Source organism: Pseudomonas sp. S36 (genome assembly GCF_016647875.1).
GTDB classification, from domain to species: Bacteria; Pseudomonadota; Gammaproteobacteria; order Pseudomonadales; family Pseudomonadaceae; genus Aquipseudomonas; species Aquipseudomonas parafulva.
Map to the genome: position 1 here is coordinate 18,281 of NZ_JACVVG010000045.1, position 17,111 is coordinate 35,391.

The following is a 17,111-nucleotide window of genomic DNA, read 5'->3' on the forward strand; positions in this document are numbered from 1 at the left end:
CACCGATTTCCCCGGCGCCGCGGCGCTCTGGCAGCAGCTCAACCCGCCTGGCGGCGCCAGCGCTCCAGCAGCGGGCGAGCCAGTAGAGCCACAAACACCGGCCCTCCCGCCAACAGGTAAAAGTAGTAGGTGACAGCCCGCCACAGGAGGATGGCCGCCGCTGCCGTCGAGCTGCCCAGCATCGGCGTCAGCAGGCTGGCCGACGTCAGTTCGGCTGCCCCGGCACCACCGGGCATCATGCTGAACTGGCCGGCACTGAGTGACAGCATCTGCACCAGAAAGCTGGGGATCCAGCCCAGGTCCGTGCCCAACCCCTTCACCACCAGGTACAGCACGCTGTAGCGCAGACCCCAATGGGCACAGGTGAGGGTGAATACCAGCGCAAGGGTGCGCTTGGGCAACTGCCAGGTCTGCGCCAGGGCCTGCGTGAAGTGCAGCAGCTTGCGGGCCCAGCGCCGCTTGCGTGCGGCACTGACGCCCAGCCGCTGAATCAGCCTGCCAATGGCGCGCATTACCGGGCGCCTGTAGCGCAACAGCACTACCACAGCGGCCAGCGCCGCAGATAGCAGCGCAGCGCTGCCCAACAGCATGCTCAGCTGGCTGCGGCCCAAGCTGTGGAACAGTGCATAGCCGGCAATCGCCAGCATGGCGCAGAAGAAGAACACCAGGTCGTTCAGTTGGTCGGTGGCGAAGACTGCGCCGCTGCGTGCGGGGCTGATGCGGTCCCGGGCGAGCAGGGCCATCAGCGTCAACGGGCCGCCACTGCCCCCGGGTGTGGTGCAAATGGCAAATTCGGTGGCCATCACCACGCCCAGGGTGCGCACAGGGGTAACGTGCCGGGCTTGCTCGCCCAATAGCAGGCGCAGGCGTAGTGCATTCAGCACCCAGCACAGCACGATCATGCCAAACAAGGTCAGCAGCAATTGCGGGTCGAAACGGCTGAGCCTGGGCAGCAGTTCGGTGCCGCCCAGCACTGCCGGTACCAGCGCTGCGCCCAGCAACGCCAGCGCCAGCCAGACCCAGCGGTTCATGCGGCTACCTGGCGCTCCAGCCAGGCGGATTTGGTCAAGGGCTGACGCCCGTCTTCAAGCAGCTTCTGCAACGTGCGCAGCCAGTACTCGCGGGACGAACGGTGGCGCATGTCCACCGGGTGCAGCCCCAGGCGCAGCGTGTTGGCGCCTTGCCAACGGCGGCACTGCCAGTTGCAGAGCACGCGTGAAAATTCCCGGCGCCAGGCACTGCGGGCGCTCCACACCAGGCCGGGTGCATCTATCGCGGTGAAGTCTGGCAGCCGGTAGAGGTGCTGCGGCGTGCTGGTGTACTTGAGGGGCAACCGACGCAGTGCCTGGCGCGTGCCTTCACTCATGAGCCACGCCGGCGCAACGAACCCCGCCACTGGCCAGCCCTGCTGCGCAAACAGGGCCAGGCCATCTTGCAGGCGGGCCAGGGCCTGCTGCTCGTCCAGCCCATAGAACTCACCCTCGTGGGTATAGATACGGCGCATGAAGTAATCGACGGGCGTGCGCGGCAGGGGCCCTTCGTCGGCATGTGCATAACCGTGCAAGGCCAGTTCGTCGCCCGCCGCCAGGCGATGTTCAAGCATCTGGCAGAACGCAGGTGCCTGGTGCAGCGGGTTGCGCCGATGAAAGTCCGGCACCACCAGCCAGGTCATGGGTACATCACCCAGCGCGTCCACGGCCTGTACGAACGGCTCGTAGTCTGGCCAGGTTTCTGGCGCTACGTCATGCAATACCAGCATCAGGCTGCGAGGGTTGGCAGACGCTTCAGGCATGGGCGCGCACCTGCAGCGGGTGGCCGAGTACGGCGTGATAGTGTTGCAGCAGGCCACTGACCACGCTGTCCCATGAGTAGCAGGTTTCCACGTGTTGACGGGCCTGGGCGCCGAGTTTACGCACGCCGGCCTCAAAGGCTTCACGCACGGCGGCGGCCATGGCTTGCGCATCGTTGGGCTGGCACAGCCGGCCGCACTGGTCGTTCACGATTTCCCCGAACGCGCCGGCGCGCACCGCGACCACTGGCGTAGCGCTGGCCATGGCTTCAAGGATCACCAGGCCGAAGGTTTCCTGGTCCCCTGCATGCACCAGCAGGTCGGCACTGGCCATCAGCCGCGCCACTTCGTGTGCCGGGCAGAACTGGCCAATCACGCTGACGTTGTCGGGCACGTTGCTGGGCATGTTCGAGCCTACCAGCAGCAGGTGATAGCCACGCCCAAGCTGTCGCATGCACTCCAGCAGCACCGGCAGGTTCTTCTCCCGTGACCCACGGCCTGCGTAGATCAGCAGGCGGCTGGTGTCGGCGATACCCAGTTCGGCGCGTACCTGTGGGTCGCGCCGTGAAGGGTTGAAGGTGGCCAGGTCTACGCCTAGGGGCTGGACGTGCACATCGCGCACGCCCAGGCGCTTGAGCTTGTCGGCCATCACCTTGCTTGGGGCGAGCACCCGGTCGAAATTGCCATACAGCTTGCTGACGTAGGCTTCCACATTAGGGGTAAACCAGTTGCCCATGCGGTTGCTTACCAACAAGGGCAGGTCGGAATGGTAGAAGCCGATGACAGGCACATCCAGTTTGCGCCGCGCCTCCAGGGCCGCCCAGGCGGTGAGGTAGGGGTCGCCCACTTCGATCAGGTCAGGTTGCAGGTCGCGCAGCACATTGCACCAGGGCGCCAGGCGTACCGGGAAACGGTAGCCCTTGCCGAATGGCAGGGGTGGGGAAGGCACATGGTACACGCCGTCTGCGTGGGTGGCGCTGGCGCCGGGTATCAGCAGGCTATGGCGCACACCCTGCAGTGCGTCCAGGCGATGGTGTTTGGCATCAAGGTACGTCCGTACGCCGCCGCTGGCCGGGGCGTAGAACATGGTGATGTCGGCAATGTGCACGATCAGCATCCCTCCGGGATCGTATTCGGGTCTGTCATCCGGCAGTGATTAGCCGGCGATGACACGCCTAAAGTTGACCTTGTGGAAGGATGGTTTGTTCGATCGGCCGCTGATGGCCTGATGGCCAGCAGCAGGCCACATACCTGCCGCTGGTGGTTGGCTGTCAGATTCTGAACGTGCCGACCAGGTGCTTGAGGCGGCTGGCTTGCTGTTCCAGGTCGGAGCAGGCGCGCAGGGTGGCCTGCAGGTTTTCCACGCCCTCCTGGTTGAGCATGTTGATCTCGTTGATGTCCATGTTGATCGCCTCGACCACGGCAGTCTGCTCCTCGGTTGCAGTGGCAACCGACTGGTTCATGCCGTCGATCTCGCCGATCCGAACAGTGACGCTGTCCAACCGCTCGCCGGCCTGGTTGGCGATCTGCACGCTTTCGGTGCTGTGACGCTGGCTCTGGTCCATGGTATCGACCGACTCACGGGCGCCCACTTGCAGTTCCTCGATCATGCCCTGTACCTGCTGCGCCGATTCCTGGGTGCGGTGGGCCAAGTTGCGCACCTCATCGGCTACCACCGCAAAGCCGCGGCCGGCTTCACCGGCACGGGCCGCTTCGATGGCCGCGTTCAGTGCCAGCAGGTTGGTCTGCTGGGAAATGCTGGTGATCACCTCGAGAATCTGGCCGATATTCACCGTCTTGCCGTTCAGCGTTTCGATGTGGCCGCTGGAGGTGACGATCAGGTCGGACAGGCGGTTCATGGCGGCAATGCTGCGCTCCACCACCTGCTGGCCCTCTTCGGCCAGCAGCCTGGCCGAGCTGGCGTGCTGCGAGGCCTGGGCGGCATTGCCGGCGATTTCCTGGGCGGCTGCGCCCAGTTCATTGATGGCGGCGGCCACGCTGTTGGTGCGGTTGGATTGCTCGTCGGAGTTGGTCATGGACGAGTTGGAGGCGCTAATCACCCGCAATGCCACTTCGTTGACTTGCTCGGTGGCCGAAGACACCTCGCGGATCGAGGCGTGGATGCGCTCGACGAAGCGGTTGAAGGCGGTGCCCAGAATGCCGAATTCGTCGTGGTTGTGAATGCGCAGGCGTTTGGTCAGGTCGCCTTCGCCTTCGGCGATGTCTTCCATGGCGCGGGTCATGGTGTGCAGCGGCTGCAACAGCACGCGGATCAGCAGGCCAAGCAGGCCGATGATAATGACCACCGCCACCACCGTGGCGATCACCGCCGAGGTGCGGAAGGTGGTGAGCATGGCGAAGGCCTTGTCCTTGTCAATCGACAGGCCGATGTACCAATTGGCCGACGGCAGGCCGGTCACCGGGGTGAAGGTGAGCAGGCGGGTCTGGCCCTCGCTCTGTACCTCGGTGAGGTCTGCGGTCAGTTTGGGTGCGTGTTCGGGGAACAGGTCCGACAGCGACTTCATCACCAGGCCCTGATCAGGGTGCACCAGGATCTTACCCTGGTCGTTAACCAGGAAGGCATAGCCCATGCCGCCGAAGTTCAGCGAGTTGATGATCTGCACCAGGCCGTCCAGGGCCAGGTCACCGCCTACCACACCAATGTCGTTGGCGACCTTGCTGAGGATGCCAATGACCATCTTGTTGGTGGTCATGTCGATATAGGGCTCGGTCAGCATGGCCCCGCTGGCGTTCATGCCGTCCTTGTACCAGGGGCGGGTGCGGGGGTCGTAGCCGTCCGGCATCTTCGCGTCCGGGCGCACGCTGAAGCCACCGTCTACTTTGCCCAGGTACACCGTGAGAAAACTGGACACCAGGGCACTCTGCCCCATCAGCGTCTCGGCACTGGCCGGCTGCTGGGCAATGTTCTGTGCCAGGTTTTCCACCAGTTTGATACGGCCCTCGAACAAACTGCGGATGTTGGTCGACGTGGATGCGCCCATTTCAGCCAGGTAGTTCTGAAGGTCCTCGCGAATCGCATTACGCTGCAGGTAATCGTTGTAGAGGGTAAAAAGGCTGAAGGCGAGTATCACGATCAGTGAGGCTGCCAATAGAATCTTGTGGCTGAAACGAAGGCTTTTGTTCATGGCGTTATCGATTCCGCTAAGGTGTTGTATCAGGTGTTCGCACCTGTCGAGCACAGCGAGTGCAACATCCCGAAAAGTCCCTTTTCGGTTTTTTCTCTCTATGTAAGGCAAATATCACCCCGAGGTATCGGCCGACCCCAGGCAAAGCTTGAGCAGAGGATTAAACAGATGTCGGAATCTTCAACCATCGTTGTAGGGGCCGGGCTAGACGGCCTGCCGGTCGGGCAGGCGCTGAAGCTGGCCAACCGTCATGGCCTGGTGGCGGGCGCCACAGGTACTGGCAAGACCGTGACCCTGCAGCATCTGGCCGAGGCCTTCAGTGACGCCGGTGTCGCCGTGTTCGCCGCTGACGTTAAAGGTGACCTGTGCGGGCTGGGGGCGGCCGGTGCGCCGCAGGGCAAGGTGGCCGAACGTATCGCCGGCATGCCCTGGCTGCACCACCTGCCGCAGGCGTATCCGGTCAGCCTGTGGGACATTGCCGGCAAGACCGGCCACCCCCTGCGTACCACGTTGACCGAGATGGGCCCATTGCTGCTTGGCAACCTGCTGGATCTCACCGATAGCCAGCAGGCCGCACTGTACGCCGCGTTCAAGGTGGCTGACCGGGAGGGGCTGCTGCTGCTGGACCTCAAGGACCTGAAGGCGCTGCTCGCGCACCTCAAGGACAACCCGCAACTGCTGGGTGAAGACAGCGCGTTGGTGACCATTGCCTCTACCCAGGCGTTGTTGCGCCGGTTGGCCACGCTGGAGCAGCAGGGTGCCGAGGCATTGTTCGGCGAGCCGGCTTTGCAACTGGACGACCTGTTGCAGCCGGCTGCAGGTGGTAAGGGCCTCATCCACCTGCTTGATGCCAGCCGCCTGGTGCACGAGGCCCCCAAGGTCTACGCGACTTTTCTGTTGTGGTTGTTGGCCGAGCTGTTCGAGCAATTGCCGGAGCGAGGGGATGCCGACAAGCCCGTCCTGGCGCTGTTCTTCGATGAAGCCCACCTGCTGTTCAAGGGCACACCCAAGGCGTTGCAAGACCGGCTGGAGCAGGTGGTGCGGCTGATTCGCTCCAAGGGGGTGGGGGTGTATTTCGTGACCCAATCCCCTGCAGACCTGCCTGACGCTGTGCTGGCCCAGCTGGGCCTGCGTATCCAGCATGGGCTGCGTGCCTACACCGCCAAGGAGCAGAAGGCGCTGCGGGCGGTGGCCGAGGGCTTTAGCCCGAACCCGGCCTTCGATGCCCTGGCGGCATTGACCGAACTGGGTATTGGCGAAGCGCTGGTGGGCACATTGGAAGAAAAGGGCACGCCTGCCACGGTGCAGCGCGTACTCATAGCGCCACCCCAGTCCCGTATCGGGCCGCTGAGTGACGCTGAGCGCGCTGCCCTGATCGCGGGTTCTCCCTTGCTGGGGCGTTACGACAAGCCCGTGGATAGGGAGTCTGCCTATGAGCTGCTGACGCAGCGCAAGGGCGAGGCGGTAGAGCCTGCGCCGCAGCCCAAGGCCGACGACAGCAGTTTTGCCGACAAGGCAGGTGAGTTTTTACAGAGTGCGGCAGGGCAGGCAATCAAGTCAGCGATGCGCCAGGCGGCCAACCAGTTTGGGCGGCAATTGGTACGCGGCTTGATGGGGTCGTTGCTGGGCGGGAAGAAGAAGTAGCGGGCAATCGCCTGTGTTGGTGCAGGAGCCAGGGCGGCTCCTGCACCTGGCACTTTAGCTGAGCGCTTTGGAGGCCAGCCAGAACAGGCCGGCGGCCAGGCCCATGGACGCTGGCAGGGTGAGCACCCAGGCCAGCAGGATGGTTTTCACCGTGCCGCCCTGCAGGCCGCTTTTGTTGGCGACCATGGTGCCGGCCACACCGGACGACAGCACGTGGGTGGTCGATACCGGCAGGGCGAACACGTTGGCCATGCCGATGGCGCAGGCTGCGGTGATCTGGGCCGACATGCCCTGGGCATAGGTCATTCCCTGCTTGCCGATTTTTTCACCCACGGTAAGCACCACGCGTTTCCAGCCGACCATGGTGCCCAGGCCGAGGGCCAGTGCCACCGCCACGATCACCCAGAACGGTGCATATTCGGTGGTGGCGGTCAGGTCTTTGCGCAGTTTTTCCAGGTCTGCTTTTTCGCGGGCGTCCAGCCCTGGCAACTTGCCGACCTTTTTCGCCGTGTCGTCCAGGCACAGCAGGTAGCGGCGCACTTCAACACGCTTGTCGGCGTCCAGTGCCCGGTAGTCGGTCACGCCCTGCAGGGAAGACTGCAGCGCCGCGATGGTCGGTTCGGTCTGCTGCGGGTTGCAGCTGAATTTCTCCGGCAGGTCGCTGGCCTTGGCTTTGCCCAGTGCCAGGAACTCGCCCAGGGTGGCGGCGTTGCGCTGGTAGAACTGGCTCATGTGCAGCGTCGCGTCACGGGTACGCTCGATCTGGTAGGTGGTGCTGTTCAGGTCGAGTACGAACTTGGCCGGGACGATGCCGATCAGCACCAGCATGATCAGGCCAATGCCTTTCTGGCCATCGTTGGAGCCGTGCACGAAGCTCACGCCCATGGCGGAGATCACCAGCACCAGGCGGTTCCAGAAGGGCGGGTGTTTCTTGTCGTCGAGCTTGCGGCGCTGTTCAGGCGTCTTGTGCATCTTCGACAGCGGGCGCCACCATTTCAGGCCGATCAGCACCAGTGCGGCAACGGCGAAGCCGGCGATGGGGGAGACCACCAGCGACATGGCAATGTCGATAGCCTTCTGCCAGTTGACGCCATCACCCAGCGGGATGTCGTTGATCAGGGCATTGGCCAGGCCTACGCCCAGAATGGAGCCGATCAGGGTATGCGAGCTGGAGGCCGGAATGCCGAAGTACCAGGTACCCAGGTTCCAGGTGATGGCTGCCGCCAGCAACGAGAAGACCATGGCCAGGCCGTGCCCGGTGTTCACATTGATCAGCAGCTCGACCGGCAGCAGGTGGACGATGGCATACGCCACCCCGACCCCGCCCAGCAGCACACCGAGGAAGTTGAACACCCCGGAGAAGAACACGGCGAGGTGTGGCGGCATGGCTTTGGTATAGATGACGGTGGCTACCGCGTTGGCGGTGTCATGAAAGCCATTGATGAACTCGAAGGCGAGCACGAAGGTGAGGGCGAGCAGCAGGCTCGCCAATACCCAGGCATCCAGTCCGCTGAATAAATCGATCATGAAGGTTGTCTGGCGGTCATAGGGGGGCCGGATTATGCCAGAAAACCTTGGCAATCGATGCACCCGTTACGCACGGTCCATCCCCTCCTGGCGGCATTCACCCCACTGCGCGGCGGCGAGTGACTAAAAGCTCCAGCTCATAAAAACGTCTAAAAGCAATGATTGCCGCCGAAAACGACATGAATAGGTCGATCTCGATCAATTCAAACGTTTGTATGAAATTTGTGTAATTCCATTTCATGATCAGCGGGCGCAGCTTCTGCGCCCCTTGCCCAGGCGTGCCGGGCAAGGGGCTTTATCAACTGCGCTACGGGGAATCTTCGCTGCGCAGTTCTTTTTCCATGCGCTCGAGTTCCTGGTTGAACGCCTGATCCTGAACAGTGGCACGTTTGCGCCAAGGTTTGCGTTCGGGTTCTGTTTGCGCGGCGTAGGTCGTGACCTCGCCACCGTATACATCCTTGTAACGTTCTGCCTGGCGCTCGAGTTCTGCGCGCAGTTCTTCTTTCGTCACATGCAGTACCTGAATGAGTGTAATAACCACGGAGTGCGTGTTCCCGCATGCCGGTAAGCGGCCGATGGAACAGGCACAGTATATCAATAGGAAGTTTGCCAACCATCGTGACATGCAGGGCGCATGCAAAGGTGGCGCAGGCGAGATCAAATCTGGCCCTTGCAGGTTTGAGAACTGGCCAGATGGAAAGTTCGTTGCAGTGCATGTAAAGCGCTGCATGAAAAACGGCCTCGCCCTAAGACGAGGCCGTTGCCTGAGACTTCTACGGTGGGTACCTGACCAGTCTCTCCAAAGAAGCCACAAGTGGCCTGAGAAAGGTATAAGCAAACGTGTCGGCGGTCAATTGCGATTATCGGCCGTTTGTTCGATAATCGCACGAACCGGCGTTTTTTTGAGGTGTGCGATGAGTGATGAACTGTCAGCCAATGATCCTTCCAACCCCGCCTCGGCCCGCGGGGCGACAACGGCGCTGGCGCCACCCATCGTGGCGTCGCCGGCCAAGCGTATTCAGGCCTTTACCGGTGACCCGGATTTCATGACCTCGCTGGCACGGGGCCTTGCTGTGATCCAGGCGTTCCAGGAGCGCAAGCGCCACCTGACCATCGCCCAGATCAGCCACCGCACGGAAATCCCCCGGGCAGCCGTGCGCCGTTGCCTGCACACCCTCATGAAGCTGGGCTATGCCACCACCAATGGGCGTACCTACTCGTTGTTGCCCAAAGTGCTGACCCTGGGCCATGCCTACCTGTCGTCCACGCCGTTGGCGATTTCCGCTCAGCCCTACCTTGACCGGATCAGCGATCAGCTGCATGAAGCCGCGAACATGGCCACCCTTGAAGGTGACGACATCCTCTACATCGCGCGGTCAGCCACGGTGGAGCGGCTGATTTCGGTCGACCTGTCCGTGGGCGGTCGCTTGCCAGCCTACTGCACGTCGATGGGGCGTATTCTGCTGGCGGCAATGGACGACACCAGTCTTCGTGAGTACCTGGAGCGCGCTGACCTCAAGCCCCGCACCACGCGCACCTTGCATGATGCCGAATCACTGTTCGCCTGCATCCAGCAGGTGCGAGCCCAAGGGTGGTGCGTGGTCGATCAGGAGCTTGAGCAGGGCCTGCGTTCGATAGCCGTGCCGGTCTACGACGCCTCCGGGCAGGTGCTGGCGGCATTGAACGTAAGTACCCATGTGGGGCGGGTCACGCGCAGTGAGCTGGAACAGCGCTTTCTGCCGATTCTACTGGCGGCAAGCCGTGACCTCTGCCATCAGTTGTTTGGCTGACGCTGCGTTTGTTGTGCGATAAACGCACAATCTCGCCGGCAGTGAATTGCGCCACCCCGGTTTGCTGATTAATGTCTCTCGCAACGGTCGGCTAAGCCGACCGAACAACAAAAATACAAGAGGCACCTCCCATGCACACTGTCCCCAGGCTGCAGCGGGCCTACCCGTACGCAGTGCCGTTGTCCCCAGGCTGACACAGCGCCCTCCCTTCGCAACTAACGCACTCTGCGCCGAATGCTCGCGTGCAGTGGCCTGGCTGTGCCTCCTTCTGGATAACAACAATGAATCAAGCGCAAACCGGTGTCGGCAAAAGCCTCGACGTCCAGTCACTGATCAATGAACAACCCCTGTCCCGCTACCAGTGGCGGGTTGTGTTGCTGTGTTTCCTCATCGTCTTCCTCGATGGCCTGGACACCGCTGCCATGGGCTTTATCGCCCCAGCGCTGTCCCAGGACTGGGGTATCGACCGCGCCAGCCTCGGGCCAGTGATGAGTGCCGCGTTGATCGGCATGGTGTTCGGTGCCCTGGGTTCCGGGCCGTTGGCCGACCGCTTTGGGCGCAAGGGCGTGCTGGTGGGTGCCGTGCTGGTGTTCGGCGGTTTCAGCCTGGCTTCGGCCTATGCCACCGACGTCAATCAACTGCTGGTGCTGCGCTTCCTGACTGGCCTGGGGCTGGGCGCAGGCATGCCGAACGCCACAACGCTGCTGTCTGAATACACCCCTGAGCGCCTCAAGTCGCTGTTGGTGACCAGCATGTTCTGTGGTTTCAACCTGGGCATGGCGGGGGGCGGTTTCATCTCCGCCAAGCTGATCCCGGCCTATGGGTGGCACAGCCTGCTGGTCATCGGCGGTGTACTGCCGCTGCTGCTGGCCGTGGTGCTGATGGTGTGGTTGCCGGAATCGGCGCGTTTTCTGGTGGTGCGCAACCGCGGTACGGAAAAGGTGCGCAAAACCTTGGCCCCCATCGCGCCGCGCATCGTGGCCGAGGCGAGCAGTTTCAGCGTGCCGGAGCAAAAGGCCGTGGCGGCGCGCAACGTGTTTGCCGTGATCTTTTCCGGCAGTTACGGGCTGGGTACTGTCCTGCTATGGCTTACCTATTTCATGGGCCTGGTAATCGTGTACCTGCTGACCAGTTGGCTGCCCACACTGATGCGCGACAGTGGTGCCAGCATGGAGCAGGCTGCGTTCATCGGCGCGCTGTTCCAGTTTGGCGGTGTGCTGAGCGCAGTGGCGGTGGGCTGGGCCATGGACCGCTTCAACCCGCACAAGGTGATTGGCCTGTTCTACCTGCTGGCAGGGGTGTTTGCCTACGCCGTGGGCCAGAGCCTGGGCAATATCACGCTGCTGGCCGTGCTGGTGCTGGTTGCCGGCATGTGCGTCAACGGTGCGCAGTCGGCAATGCCATCACTGGCGGCACGCTTCTACCCGACCCAGGGCCGTGCCACGGGGGTGTCGTGGATGCTGGGTATCGGCCGCTTCGGGGCGATTCTGGGGGCGTGGAGCGGTGCGACTCTGCTGGGCCTTGGCTGGACCCTCGAGCAAGTGCTGACTGCACTGCTGGTGCCTGCGGCACTGGCAGCCGTTGCCGTCGTCATCAAAGGCATCGTCAGCCACGCCGACGCCACCTGACAGGCCCAGGGCGGCATCGCAGCCGCCTTTTGGGAGAGATGAATAGAAAGGTAACAAATGGTTCGATAACCGCCCCAATAGTCGATTATCGGATTGTAAGCCCCGGGTCATTCTCCCTAATCTGAACCCCATAGAAACACCCTGACCAGGAGCCTCCAATGGCTACAATTCTCTCGCTCAACGAGGCCGTGAAGCAGTTCGTCCGCGACCTTGAAGCCCGTACCGCTGCGGCCCACGGCCAAGCAGCAGGAGCAGTCTGATGCGCGACGTATACATCTGCGATGCCATTCGCACCCCTATTGGCCGTTTTGGCGGCGCTCTGGCCGCCGTGCGTGCGGACGACCTGGCTGCTGTGCCCCTCAAGGCGCTGATCGAGCGCAACCCTGGCGTGCAGTGGGACCAGTTGGACGAGGTGTTTTTCGGCTGTGCCAACCAGGCTGGTGAAGACAACCGCAACGTGGCGCGCATGGCGCTGCTACTGGCTGGCTTGCCCGAGAGCATTCCCGGCGTCACCCTGAACCGCCTGTGCGCTTCGGGCATGGATGCTATAGGCACAGCGTTCCGTGCCATTGCCAGCGGCGAGATGGAACTGGCCATTGCCGGCGGCGTGGAGTCGATGTCGCGCGCGCCCTTTGTGATGGGCAAGGCCGAGAGCGGCTATTCGCGCAGCATGAAGCTTGAAGACACCACCATCGGCTGGCGCTTCGTCAACCCGCTGATGAAAAGCCAGTACGGGGTGGACGCCATGCCCGAAACGGCCGACAACGTGGCAGACGATTACCAGGTTTCCCGCGCTGACCAGGATGCCTTCGCCGTGCGCAGCCAGCAGAAGGCGGCAGCCGCCCAGGCTGCCGGGTTCTTCGCCGAAGAGATTGTCCCGGTGCGCATTGCTGGCAGGAAGGGTGAAACCGTGGTCGAGCAGGACGAGCACCTGCGCCCGGACACCACCCTGGAAACCCTGGCCCGCTTGAAACCGGTCAATGGCCCGGACAAAACCGTCACGGCAGGCAACGCTTCGGGGGTCAACGATGGTGCGGCGGCGTTGATCCTGGCATCGGCAGAGGCGGTCGAGAAGCATGGCCTTACCCCACGTGCCCGTGTACTGGGCATGGCCAGTGCCGGTGTGGCGCCGCGTGTCATGGGTATCGGCCCGGTGCCTGCAGTTCGCAAACTGACCGAGCGGCTGGGTGTGGCGGTGAGCGATTTCGACGTCATTGAGCTCAATGAAGCCTTTGCCAGCCAGGGCCTGGCGGTGTTGCGCGAGTTGGGGGTGGCGGACGATGCCCCGCAGGTGAACCCCAACGGTGGCGCAATTGCCCTGGGCCACCCGCTGGGCATGAGTGGTGCACGGCTGGTGCTCACGGCATTGCACCAGCTGGAGAAGAGCGGCGGGCGCAAGGGCCTGGCGACCATGTGCGTAGGCGTAGGGCAAGGCCTGGCGTTGGCCATCGAGCGCGTGTGAAGGGTAGGGGCCTGCTCGCGCACGGTGCGCTGACAGGCCCTTGCCGTTAGACACAAGGCCTATTGGCGGCCACTTGGTGGAACATGTGTGTTACTAGGTATGTCTAGACTTACCTTGTACCCTCCAGGAGCAAAACCCTCATGACCTCAAGCTATTACACCGGTGAAGAGCGCAGCAAGCGCATCTTTGCCATCGTCGGTGCCTCATCAGGCAACCTGGTGGAATGGTTCGACTTCTATGTCTACGCCTTCTGTGCGATCTATTTTGCTCCGGCCTTCTTCCCCTCCGACGACCCCACCGTGCAGTTGCTGAACACTGCCGGTGTGTTCGCCGCCGGGTTCCTGATGCGCCCGATCGGCGGCTGGATTTTCGGCCGCCTGGCCGACCGGCATGGCCGCAAGAACTCCCTGATGATCTCGGTGCTGATGATGTGCTTCGGCTCCCTGATGATCGCCTGCCTGCCCACCTACGCCAGTATCGGCACATGGGCGCCGGCGCTGCTGTTGCTGGCGCGGCTTATCCAGGGGCTTTCGGTGGGTGGCGAATATGGCACCACGGCCACCTACATGAGCGAGGTGGCCTTGCGCGGGCAGCGCGGCTTCTTCGCCTCGTTCCAGTACGTGACCCTGATCGGCGGCCAGTTGCTGGCTGTGCTGGTGGTGGTGGTCCTGCAGCAGGTGCTGACCGAGGACGAACTGCGCGCCTGGGGCTGGCGCATCCCCTTCGTGGTGGGCTCCATCGCCGCGGTGATTTCGTTGATGCTGCGCCGCTCGCTGCATGAAACCAGCAGCGCCGAAACCCGGCAGGACAAGGACGCAGGCAGCATTCGCGGCCTGTTTGGCAACCACCTGGCGGCATTCATTACCGTGCTCGGCTACACCGCCGGTGGCTCGCTGATCTTCTATACCTTCACTACCTACATGCAGAAATACCTGGTGAACACGGCCGGCATGACCGCGAAGAACGCCAGCTACGCGATGACCGGCGCGCTGTTCCTGTTCATGGTGCTGCAGCCGTTCTTCGGCATGCTTTCCGACCGTATCGGGCGGCGCAATTCCATGCTGCTGTTCGGCGCGTTGGGCACGCTGTTCACAGTGCCGTTGCTGATGGCACTGAAAACCGTCAGCAGCCCGTTCATGGCCTTCGTATTGGTCAGCCTGGCGCTGTGCATCGTCAGCTTCTACACCTCGATCAGCGGCCTGGTTAAGGCCGAGATGTTCCCGCCACAGGTGCGGGCATTGGGCGTGGGGCTGGCCTATGCGGTGGCCAATGCTGCCTTTGGCGGGTCGGCTGAATACGTGGCCCTGGGCCTGAAGACCCTGGGCATGGAAAACACCTTCTACTGGTATGTCACGGCCATGATGGCAATCGCCTTCCTGTTCAGCCTGCGCCTGCCCAAGCAAGCGGAATACTTGCACCACGATCATTAAGGACGTTGCATGACCAACCAGTTGTTCGATGCCTACTTCACCGCGCCGGCCATGCGCGAGGTGTTCTCCGACCGCGGTCGCCTGCAGGGCATGCTCGACTTCGAAGCCGCCCTGGCGCGGGCCGAGGCGGCGGCAGGGCTGGTGCCGCAAAGTGCGGTGGCTGCGATCGAAGCGGCCTGCAAGGCCGAACGCTATGACGTGGGGGCGCTTGCCGAAGCGATCGCCACGGCTGGCAATTCGGCCATCCCACTGGTGAAGGCGCTGGGCAAGGTGATCGCCACGGGTGTACCGGAAGCCGAACGCTTCGTGCACCTTGGCGCCACCAGCCAGGACGCCATGGACACTGGCCTGGTGCTGCAGCTGCGCGATGCGTTGGCGCTTGTCGAGGCTGACCTGGCTGCACTGGCCGACACGCTGGCCCGCCAGGCGCTGCTGCACGCCGATACGCCGCTGGTGGGCCGTACCTGGTTGCAGCATGCAACCCCGGTTACCCTCGGCATGAAGCTGGCTGGCGTGCTGGGTGCGCTCACACGCCACCGCCAGCGCCTGCAACAGTTACGGCCGCGGTTGCTGGTGCTGCAGTTCGGGGGGGCCTCTGGCAGCCTGGCGGCGTTGGGCAGCAAGGCACTGCCGGTGGCCGAAGGCCTGGCCGAACAGTTGCAACTGACGCTGCCGGAGCAGCCGTGGCACACCCAACGTGACCGTTTGGTGGAGTTCGCCTCGGTGCTGGGTCTGATCGCCGGTAGCCTGGGCAAGTTCGGGCGTGACGTCAGCCTGCTGATGCAGACCGAGGCGGGGGAGGTGTTCGAGCCTTCCGCACCGGGCAAGGGCGGCTCGTCGACCATGCCGCACAAACGTAACCCGGTGGGCGCCGCTGTGCTGATTGGCGCGGCTACGCGGGTACCGGGCCTGGTTTCGACGCTGTTTGCGGCCATGCCGCAGGAACACGAACGCAGCCTGGGGCTGTGGCATGCAGAATGGGAAACCCTGCCTGAGATCTGCTGTTTGGTTTCCGGGGCGCTGCGCCAGGCCCAGATCATTGCCCAGGGCATGGAAGTGGACGCCCCGCGCATGCGCCGTAACCTGGACCTGACCCAGGGGCTGGTACTGGCCGAGGCTGTAAGCATCGTGCTGGCCCAGCGGCTTGGCCGCGACAGTGCCCACCATTTGCTGGAGCAGTGCTGCCGCCGTGCGGTCGCCGAGCAGCGCCATTTGCGCGCGGTGCTGGGCGATGAACCGCAGGTCACGGCGCAGTTGTCTGCCGAAGAATTGGACCGCCTGCTGGACCCCGCACATTACCTGGGCCAGGCCCGGGTGTGGGTAGCGCGTGCTGTGTCCGAACATCAACATTTCACTGCCTGAAGGAGACCGCTGTGGCGCACGTGCAACTGGCCGATGGCGTTTTGAATTACCAGCTCGATGGCCCCGAAGCGGCCCCGGTGCTGGTCTTGTCCAACTCGTTGGGTACCGACCTCGGCATGTGGGAGACCCAATTGCCGCTGTGGAGCCAACACTTTCGTGTGCTGCGCTACGACACCCGGGGGCATGGCGCATCGTTGGTCACGGCCGGCCCGTACAGTATCGAGCAACTGGGCCGTGACGTGCTGGCCCTGCTGGATGCCCTGGATATCCAGCAAGCGCATTTTGTCGGCCTTTCAATGGGCGGCCTGATCGGGCAGTGGCTGGGCATCAATGCCGGCCAGCGCCTGCGCAGCCTCACCTTGTGCAACACCGCCGCTCAGATCGGCACTGCCGAGGTGTGGAACAGCCGCATCGACACCGTGCTCAAGGGCGGGCAACAGGCGATGGTCGAGCTGCGTGATGGCTCTATCGCCCGCTGGTTCACCCCGGGCTTTGCCCAGGCCCAGCCACAACAGGCGCAGCGCATCTGCCAGATGCTGGCGCAGACCAGCCCGCAAGGCTACGCAGCCAATTGTGCGGCGGTACGTGATGCAGACTTCCGCGAGCAAGTAGGCGGTATCCAGGTGCCTACCCTGATTGTTGCCGGTACCGAGGACGTGGTGACCACGCCAGCCCACGGCCGCTTCATGCAGGCTGCCATCCAGGGTGCCGACTATGCCGAGTTCCCGGCGGCGCACTTGTCCAACGTGGAGATCGGCGAAGCGTTCAGCCGCCGCGTGCTCGACTTTCTGCAGGCTCACTGAGTACTTGACCATGGACGAGAAACAACGTTACGACGCCGGCATGCAGGTACGCCGTGCAGTACTGGGTGATGCCCACGTGGACCGCAGCCTCGAGAAGCTGAACGACTTCAACGGCGAGTTCCAGGAAATGATCACCCGCCATGCCTGGGGCGACATCTGGACCCGCCCGGGCCTGCCACGCCACACCCGCAGCCTGATTACCATCGCCATGCTGATCGGCATGAACCGCAACGACGAGCTGAAACTGCACTTGCGCGCGGCAGCCAACAATGGCGTAACCCGTGACGAAATCAAGGAGGTGCTGATGCAGAGCGCCATCTACTGCGGCATCCCGGCAGCCAATGCCACGTTCCACCTGGCTGAGTCGGTGTGGGATGAGCTGGGCGTTGAATCGCGCGGTTGACCCTTTGGCTGAAAGCCGCAGCATGCGATACGCCGTGGGGGCTGAGGGGTGTTCGCCGTAGCAGTGATTGCGCCTATGAGATCGAGCGCCGCCCGCGCGGCGCATCGCGAGCTTTGCTCGCTCCTAC

Annotated in this window: 15 protein-coding genes and 1 pseudogene; 8 read left to right on the forward strand and 8 right to left on the reverse strand. The window is 63.2% G+C overall.

Annotation, left to right across the window (positions count from 1 at the left end; translation table 11 throughout):
- Positions 1-38 precede the first annotated feature (38 nt).
- From IAE36_RS19860 to IAE36_RS24145, 5 genes and pseudogenes are all read right to left on the reverse strand, one after another.
- Positions 39-1,031 carry a lysylphosphatidylglycerol synthase transmembrane domain-containing protein gene (locus tag IAE36_RS19860; RefSeq protein WP_201214167.1) on the reverse strand — a complete coding sequence of 331 codons (993 nt, stop codon included), beginning with the start codon at positions 1,029-1,031 and terminating at the stop codon, positions 39-41.
- The gene (locus IAE36_RS19865; protein WP_201214169.1) at positions 1,028-1,792 is read right to left on the reverse strand and encodes a DUF2334 domain-containing protein; all 765 of its coding nucleotides are present in this window, start codon (positions 1,790-1,792) and stop codon (positions 1,028-1,030) included. The genes IAE36_RS19860 and IAE36_RS19865 overlap by 4 nt, the downstream gene beginning before the upstream one ends.
- Positions 1,785-2,906, reverse strand: coding sequence for a glycosyltransferase family 4 protein (locus tag IAE36_RS19870; protein ID WP_201214171.1), 1,122 nt, complete (start codon positions 2,904-2,906; stop codon positions 1,785-1,787). Before IAE36_RS19870 ends, IAE36_RS19865 begins: the two co-directional genes overlap by 8 nt.
- Positions 2,907-3,060: 154 nt before the next feature.
- Positions 3,061-3,825, reverse strand: a complete 765-nt coding sequence (locus IAE36_RS24140) for a methyl-accepting chemotaxis protein (protein ID WP_442967378.1) — start codon at positions 3,823-3,825, stop codon at positions 3,061-3,063.
- A 90-nt stretch (positions 3,826-3,915) separates the two neighbouring features.
- A pseudogene (locus IAE36_RS24145) lies at positions 3,916-4,935 on the reverse strand (HAMP domain-containing protein); the annotation flags it as partial.
- Between the two features lie 168 nt (positions 4,936-5,103).
- Here IAE36_RS24145 and IAE36_RS19880 point away from each other — a divergent pair.
- Positions 5,104-6,579, forward strand: coding sequence for a helicase HerA-like domain-containing protein (locus tag IAE36_RS19880; RefSeq protein ID WP_201214175.1), 1,476 nt, complete (start codon positions 5,104-5,106; stop codon positions 6,577-6,579).
- Between the two features lie 54 nt (positions 6,580-6,633).
- Here IAE36_RS19880 and IAE36_RS19885 read toward each other — a convergent pair whose 3' ends face one another.
- From IAE36_RS19885 to IAE36_RS19895, 3 genes are all read right to left on the reverse strand, one after another.
- Positions 6,634-8,106: an inorganic phosphate transporter gene (locus tag IAE36_RS19885; RefSeq protein ID WP_201214177.1), complete on the reverse strand. Its 1,473-nt coding sequence runs from the start codon at positions 8,104-8,106 to the stop codon at positions 6,634-6,636.
- 97 nt (positions 8,107-8,203) lie between these two features.
- Positions 8,204-8,395 carry a hypothetical protein gene (locus tag IAE36_RS19890; RefSeq protein ID WP_201214179.1) on the reverse strand — a complete coding sequence of 64 codons (192 nt, stop codon included), beginning with the start codon at positions 8,393-8,395 and terminating at the stop codon, positions 8,204-8,206.
- A gap of 18 nt (positions 8,396-8,413) precedes the next feature.
- Positions 8,414-8,617, reverse strand: a complete 204-nt coding sequence (locus IAE36_RS19895) for a hypothetical protein (RefSeq protein ID WP_028635118.1) — start codon at positions 8,615-8,617, stop codon at positions 8,414-8,416.
- Positions 8,618-9,020: 403 nt separating this feature from the next.
- On the opposite strand from IAE36_RS19895, the gene pcaR reads away from it, so the two are divergent.
- From pcaR to pcaC, 7 genes are all read left to right on the forward strand, one after another.
- A complete protein-coding gene (gene pcaR / locus IAE36_RS19900) occupies positions 9,021-9,896 on the forward strand; it encodes a pca regulon transcriptional regulator PcaR (protein ID WP_236404238.1) in 876 nt (291 codons plus the stop codon).
- A 281-nt stretch (positions 9,897-10,177) separates the two neighbouring features.
- The gene (locus tag IAE36_RS19905) at positions 10,178-11,524 is read left to right on the forward strand and encodes an MFS transporter (RefSeq protein ID WP_201214180.1); all 1,347 of its coding nucleotides are present in this window, start codon (positions 10,178-10,180) and stop codon (positions 11,522-11,524) included.
- Between the two features lie 256 nt (positions 11,525-11,780).
- Positions 11,781-12,986, forward strand: a complete 1,206-nt coding sequence (gene pcaF / locus IAE36_RS19910) for a 3-oxoadipyl-CoA thiolase (protein ID WP_174435885.1) — start codon at positions 11,781-11,783, stop codon at positions 12,984-12,986.
- A 140-nt stretch (positions 12,987-13,126) separates the two neighbouring features.
- The gene (locus IAE36_RS19915) at positions 13,127-14,416 is read left to right on the forward strand and encodes an MFS family transporter (protein WP_201214181.1); all 1,290 of its coding nucleotides are present in this window, start codon (positions 13,127-13,129) and stop codon (positions 14,414-14,416) included.
- A gap of 9 nt (positions 14,417-14,425) precedes the next feature.
- Entirely contained in the window at positions 14,426-15,778 is a 1,353-nt protein-coding gene (locus IAE36_RS19920; protein ID WP_201214182.1) for a 3-carboxy-cis,cis-muconate cycloisomerase, read from the forward strand.
- An 11-nt stretch (positions 15,779-15,789) separates the two neighbouring features.
- Entirely contained in the window at positions 15,790-16,581 is a 792-nt protein-coding gene (gene pcaD / locus IAE36_RS19925) for a 3-oxoadipate enol-lactonase (RefSeq protein ID WP_201214183.1), read from the forward strand.
- Positions 16,582-16,591: 10 nt separating this feature from the next.
- Complete coding sequence (gene pcaC, locus IAE36_RS19930; protein WP_028635111.1) at positions 16,592-16,984, forward strand: 4-carboxymuconolactone decarboxylase; 393 nt, start codon at positions 16,592-16,594, stop codon at positions 16,982-16,984.
- Positions 16,985-17,111: the final 127 nt, after the last annotated feature.

What these genes read in the sequence shown, in the direction of transcription:
- IAE36_RS24140 (WP_442967378.1), bottom strand. Translation starts at nt 3,825, where the DNA reads ATGACCAACTCCGACGAGCAATCCAACCGCACCAACAGCGTGGCCGCC.
- IAE36_RS19920 (WP_201214182.1), top strand. Translation starts at nt 14,426, where the DNA reads ATGACCAACCAGTTGTTCGATGCCTACTTCACCGCGCCGGCCATGCGC.
- pcaR (WP_236404238.1), top strand. Translation starts at nt 9,021, where the DNA reads ATGAGTGATGAACTGTCAGCCAATGATCCTTCCAACCCCGCCTCGGCC.
- IAE36_RS19880 (WP_201214175.1), top strand. Translation starts at nt 5,104, where the DNA reads ATGTCGGAATCTTCAACCATCGTTGTAGGGGCCGGGCTAGACGGCCTG.
- IAE36_RS19905 (WP_201214180.1), top strand. Translation starts at nt 10,178, where the DNA reads ATGAATCAAGCGCAAACCGGTGTCGGCAAAAGCCTCGACGTCCAGTCA.
- IAE36_RS19870 (WP_201214171.1), bottom strand. Translation starts at nt 2,906, where the DNA reads ATGCTGATCGTGCACATTGCCGACATCACCATGTTCTACGCCCCGGCC.
- IAE36_RS19865 (WP_201214169.1), bottom strand. Translation starts at nt 1,792, where the DNA reads ATGCCTGAAGCGTCTGCCAACCCTCGCAGCCTGATGCTGGTATTGCAT.
- IAE36_RS19915 (WP_201214181.1), top strand. Translation starts at nt 13,127, where the DNA reads ATGACCTCAAGCTATTACACCGGTGAAGAGCGCAGCAAGCGCATCTTT.
- pcaC (WP_028635111.1), top strand. Translation starts at nt 16,592, where the DNA reads ATGGACGAGAAACAACGTTACGACGCCGGCATGCAGGTACGCCGTGCA.
- IAE36_RS19885 (WP_201214177.1), bottom strand. Translation starts at nt 8,106, where the DNA reads ATGATCGATTTATTCAGCGGACTGGATGCCTGGGTATTGGCGAGCCTG.
- IAE36_RS19860 (WP_201214167.1), bottom strand. Translation starts at nt 1,031, where the DNA reads ATGAACCGCTGGGTCTGGCTGGCGCTGGCGTTGCTGGGCGCAGCGCTG.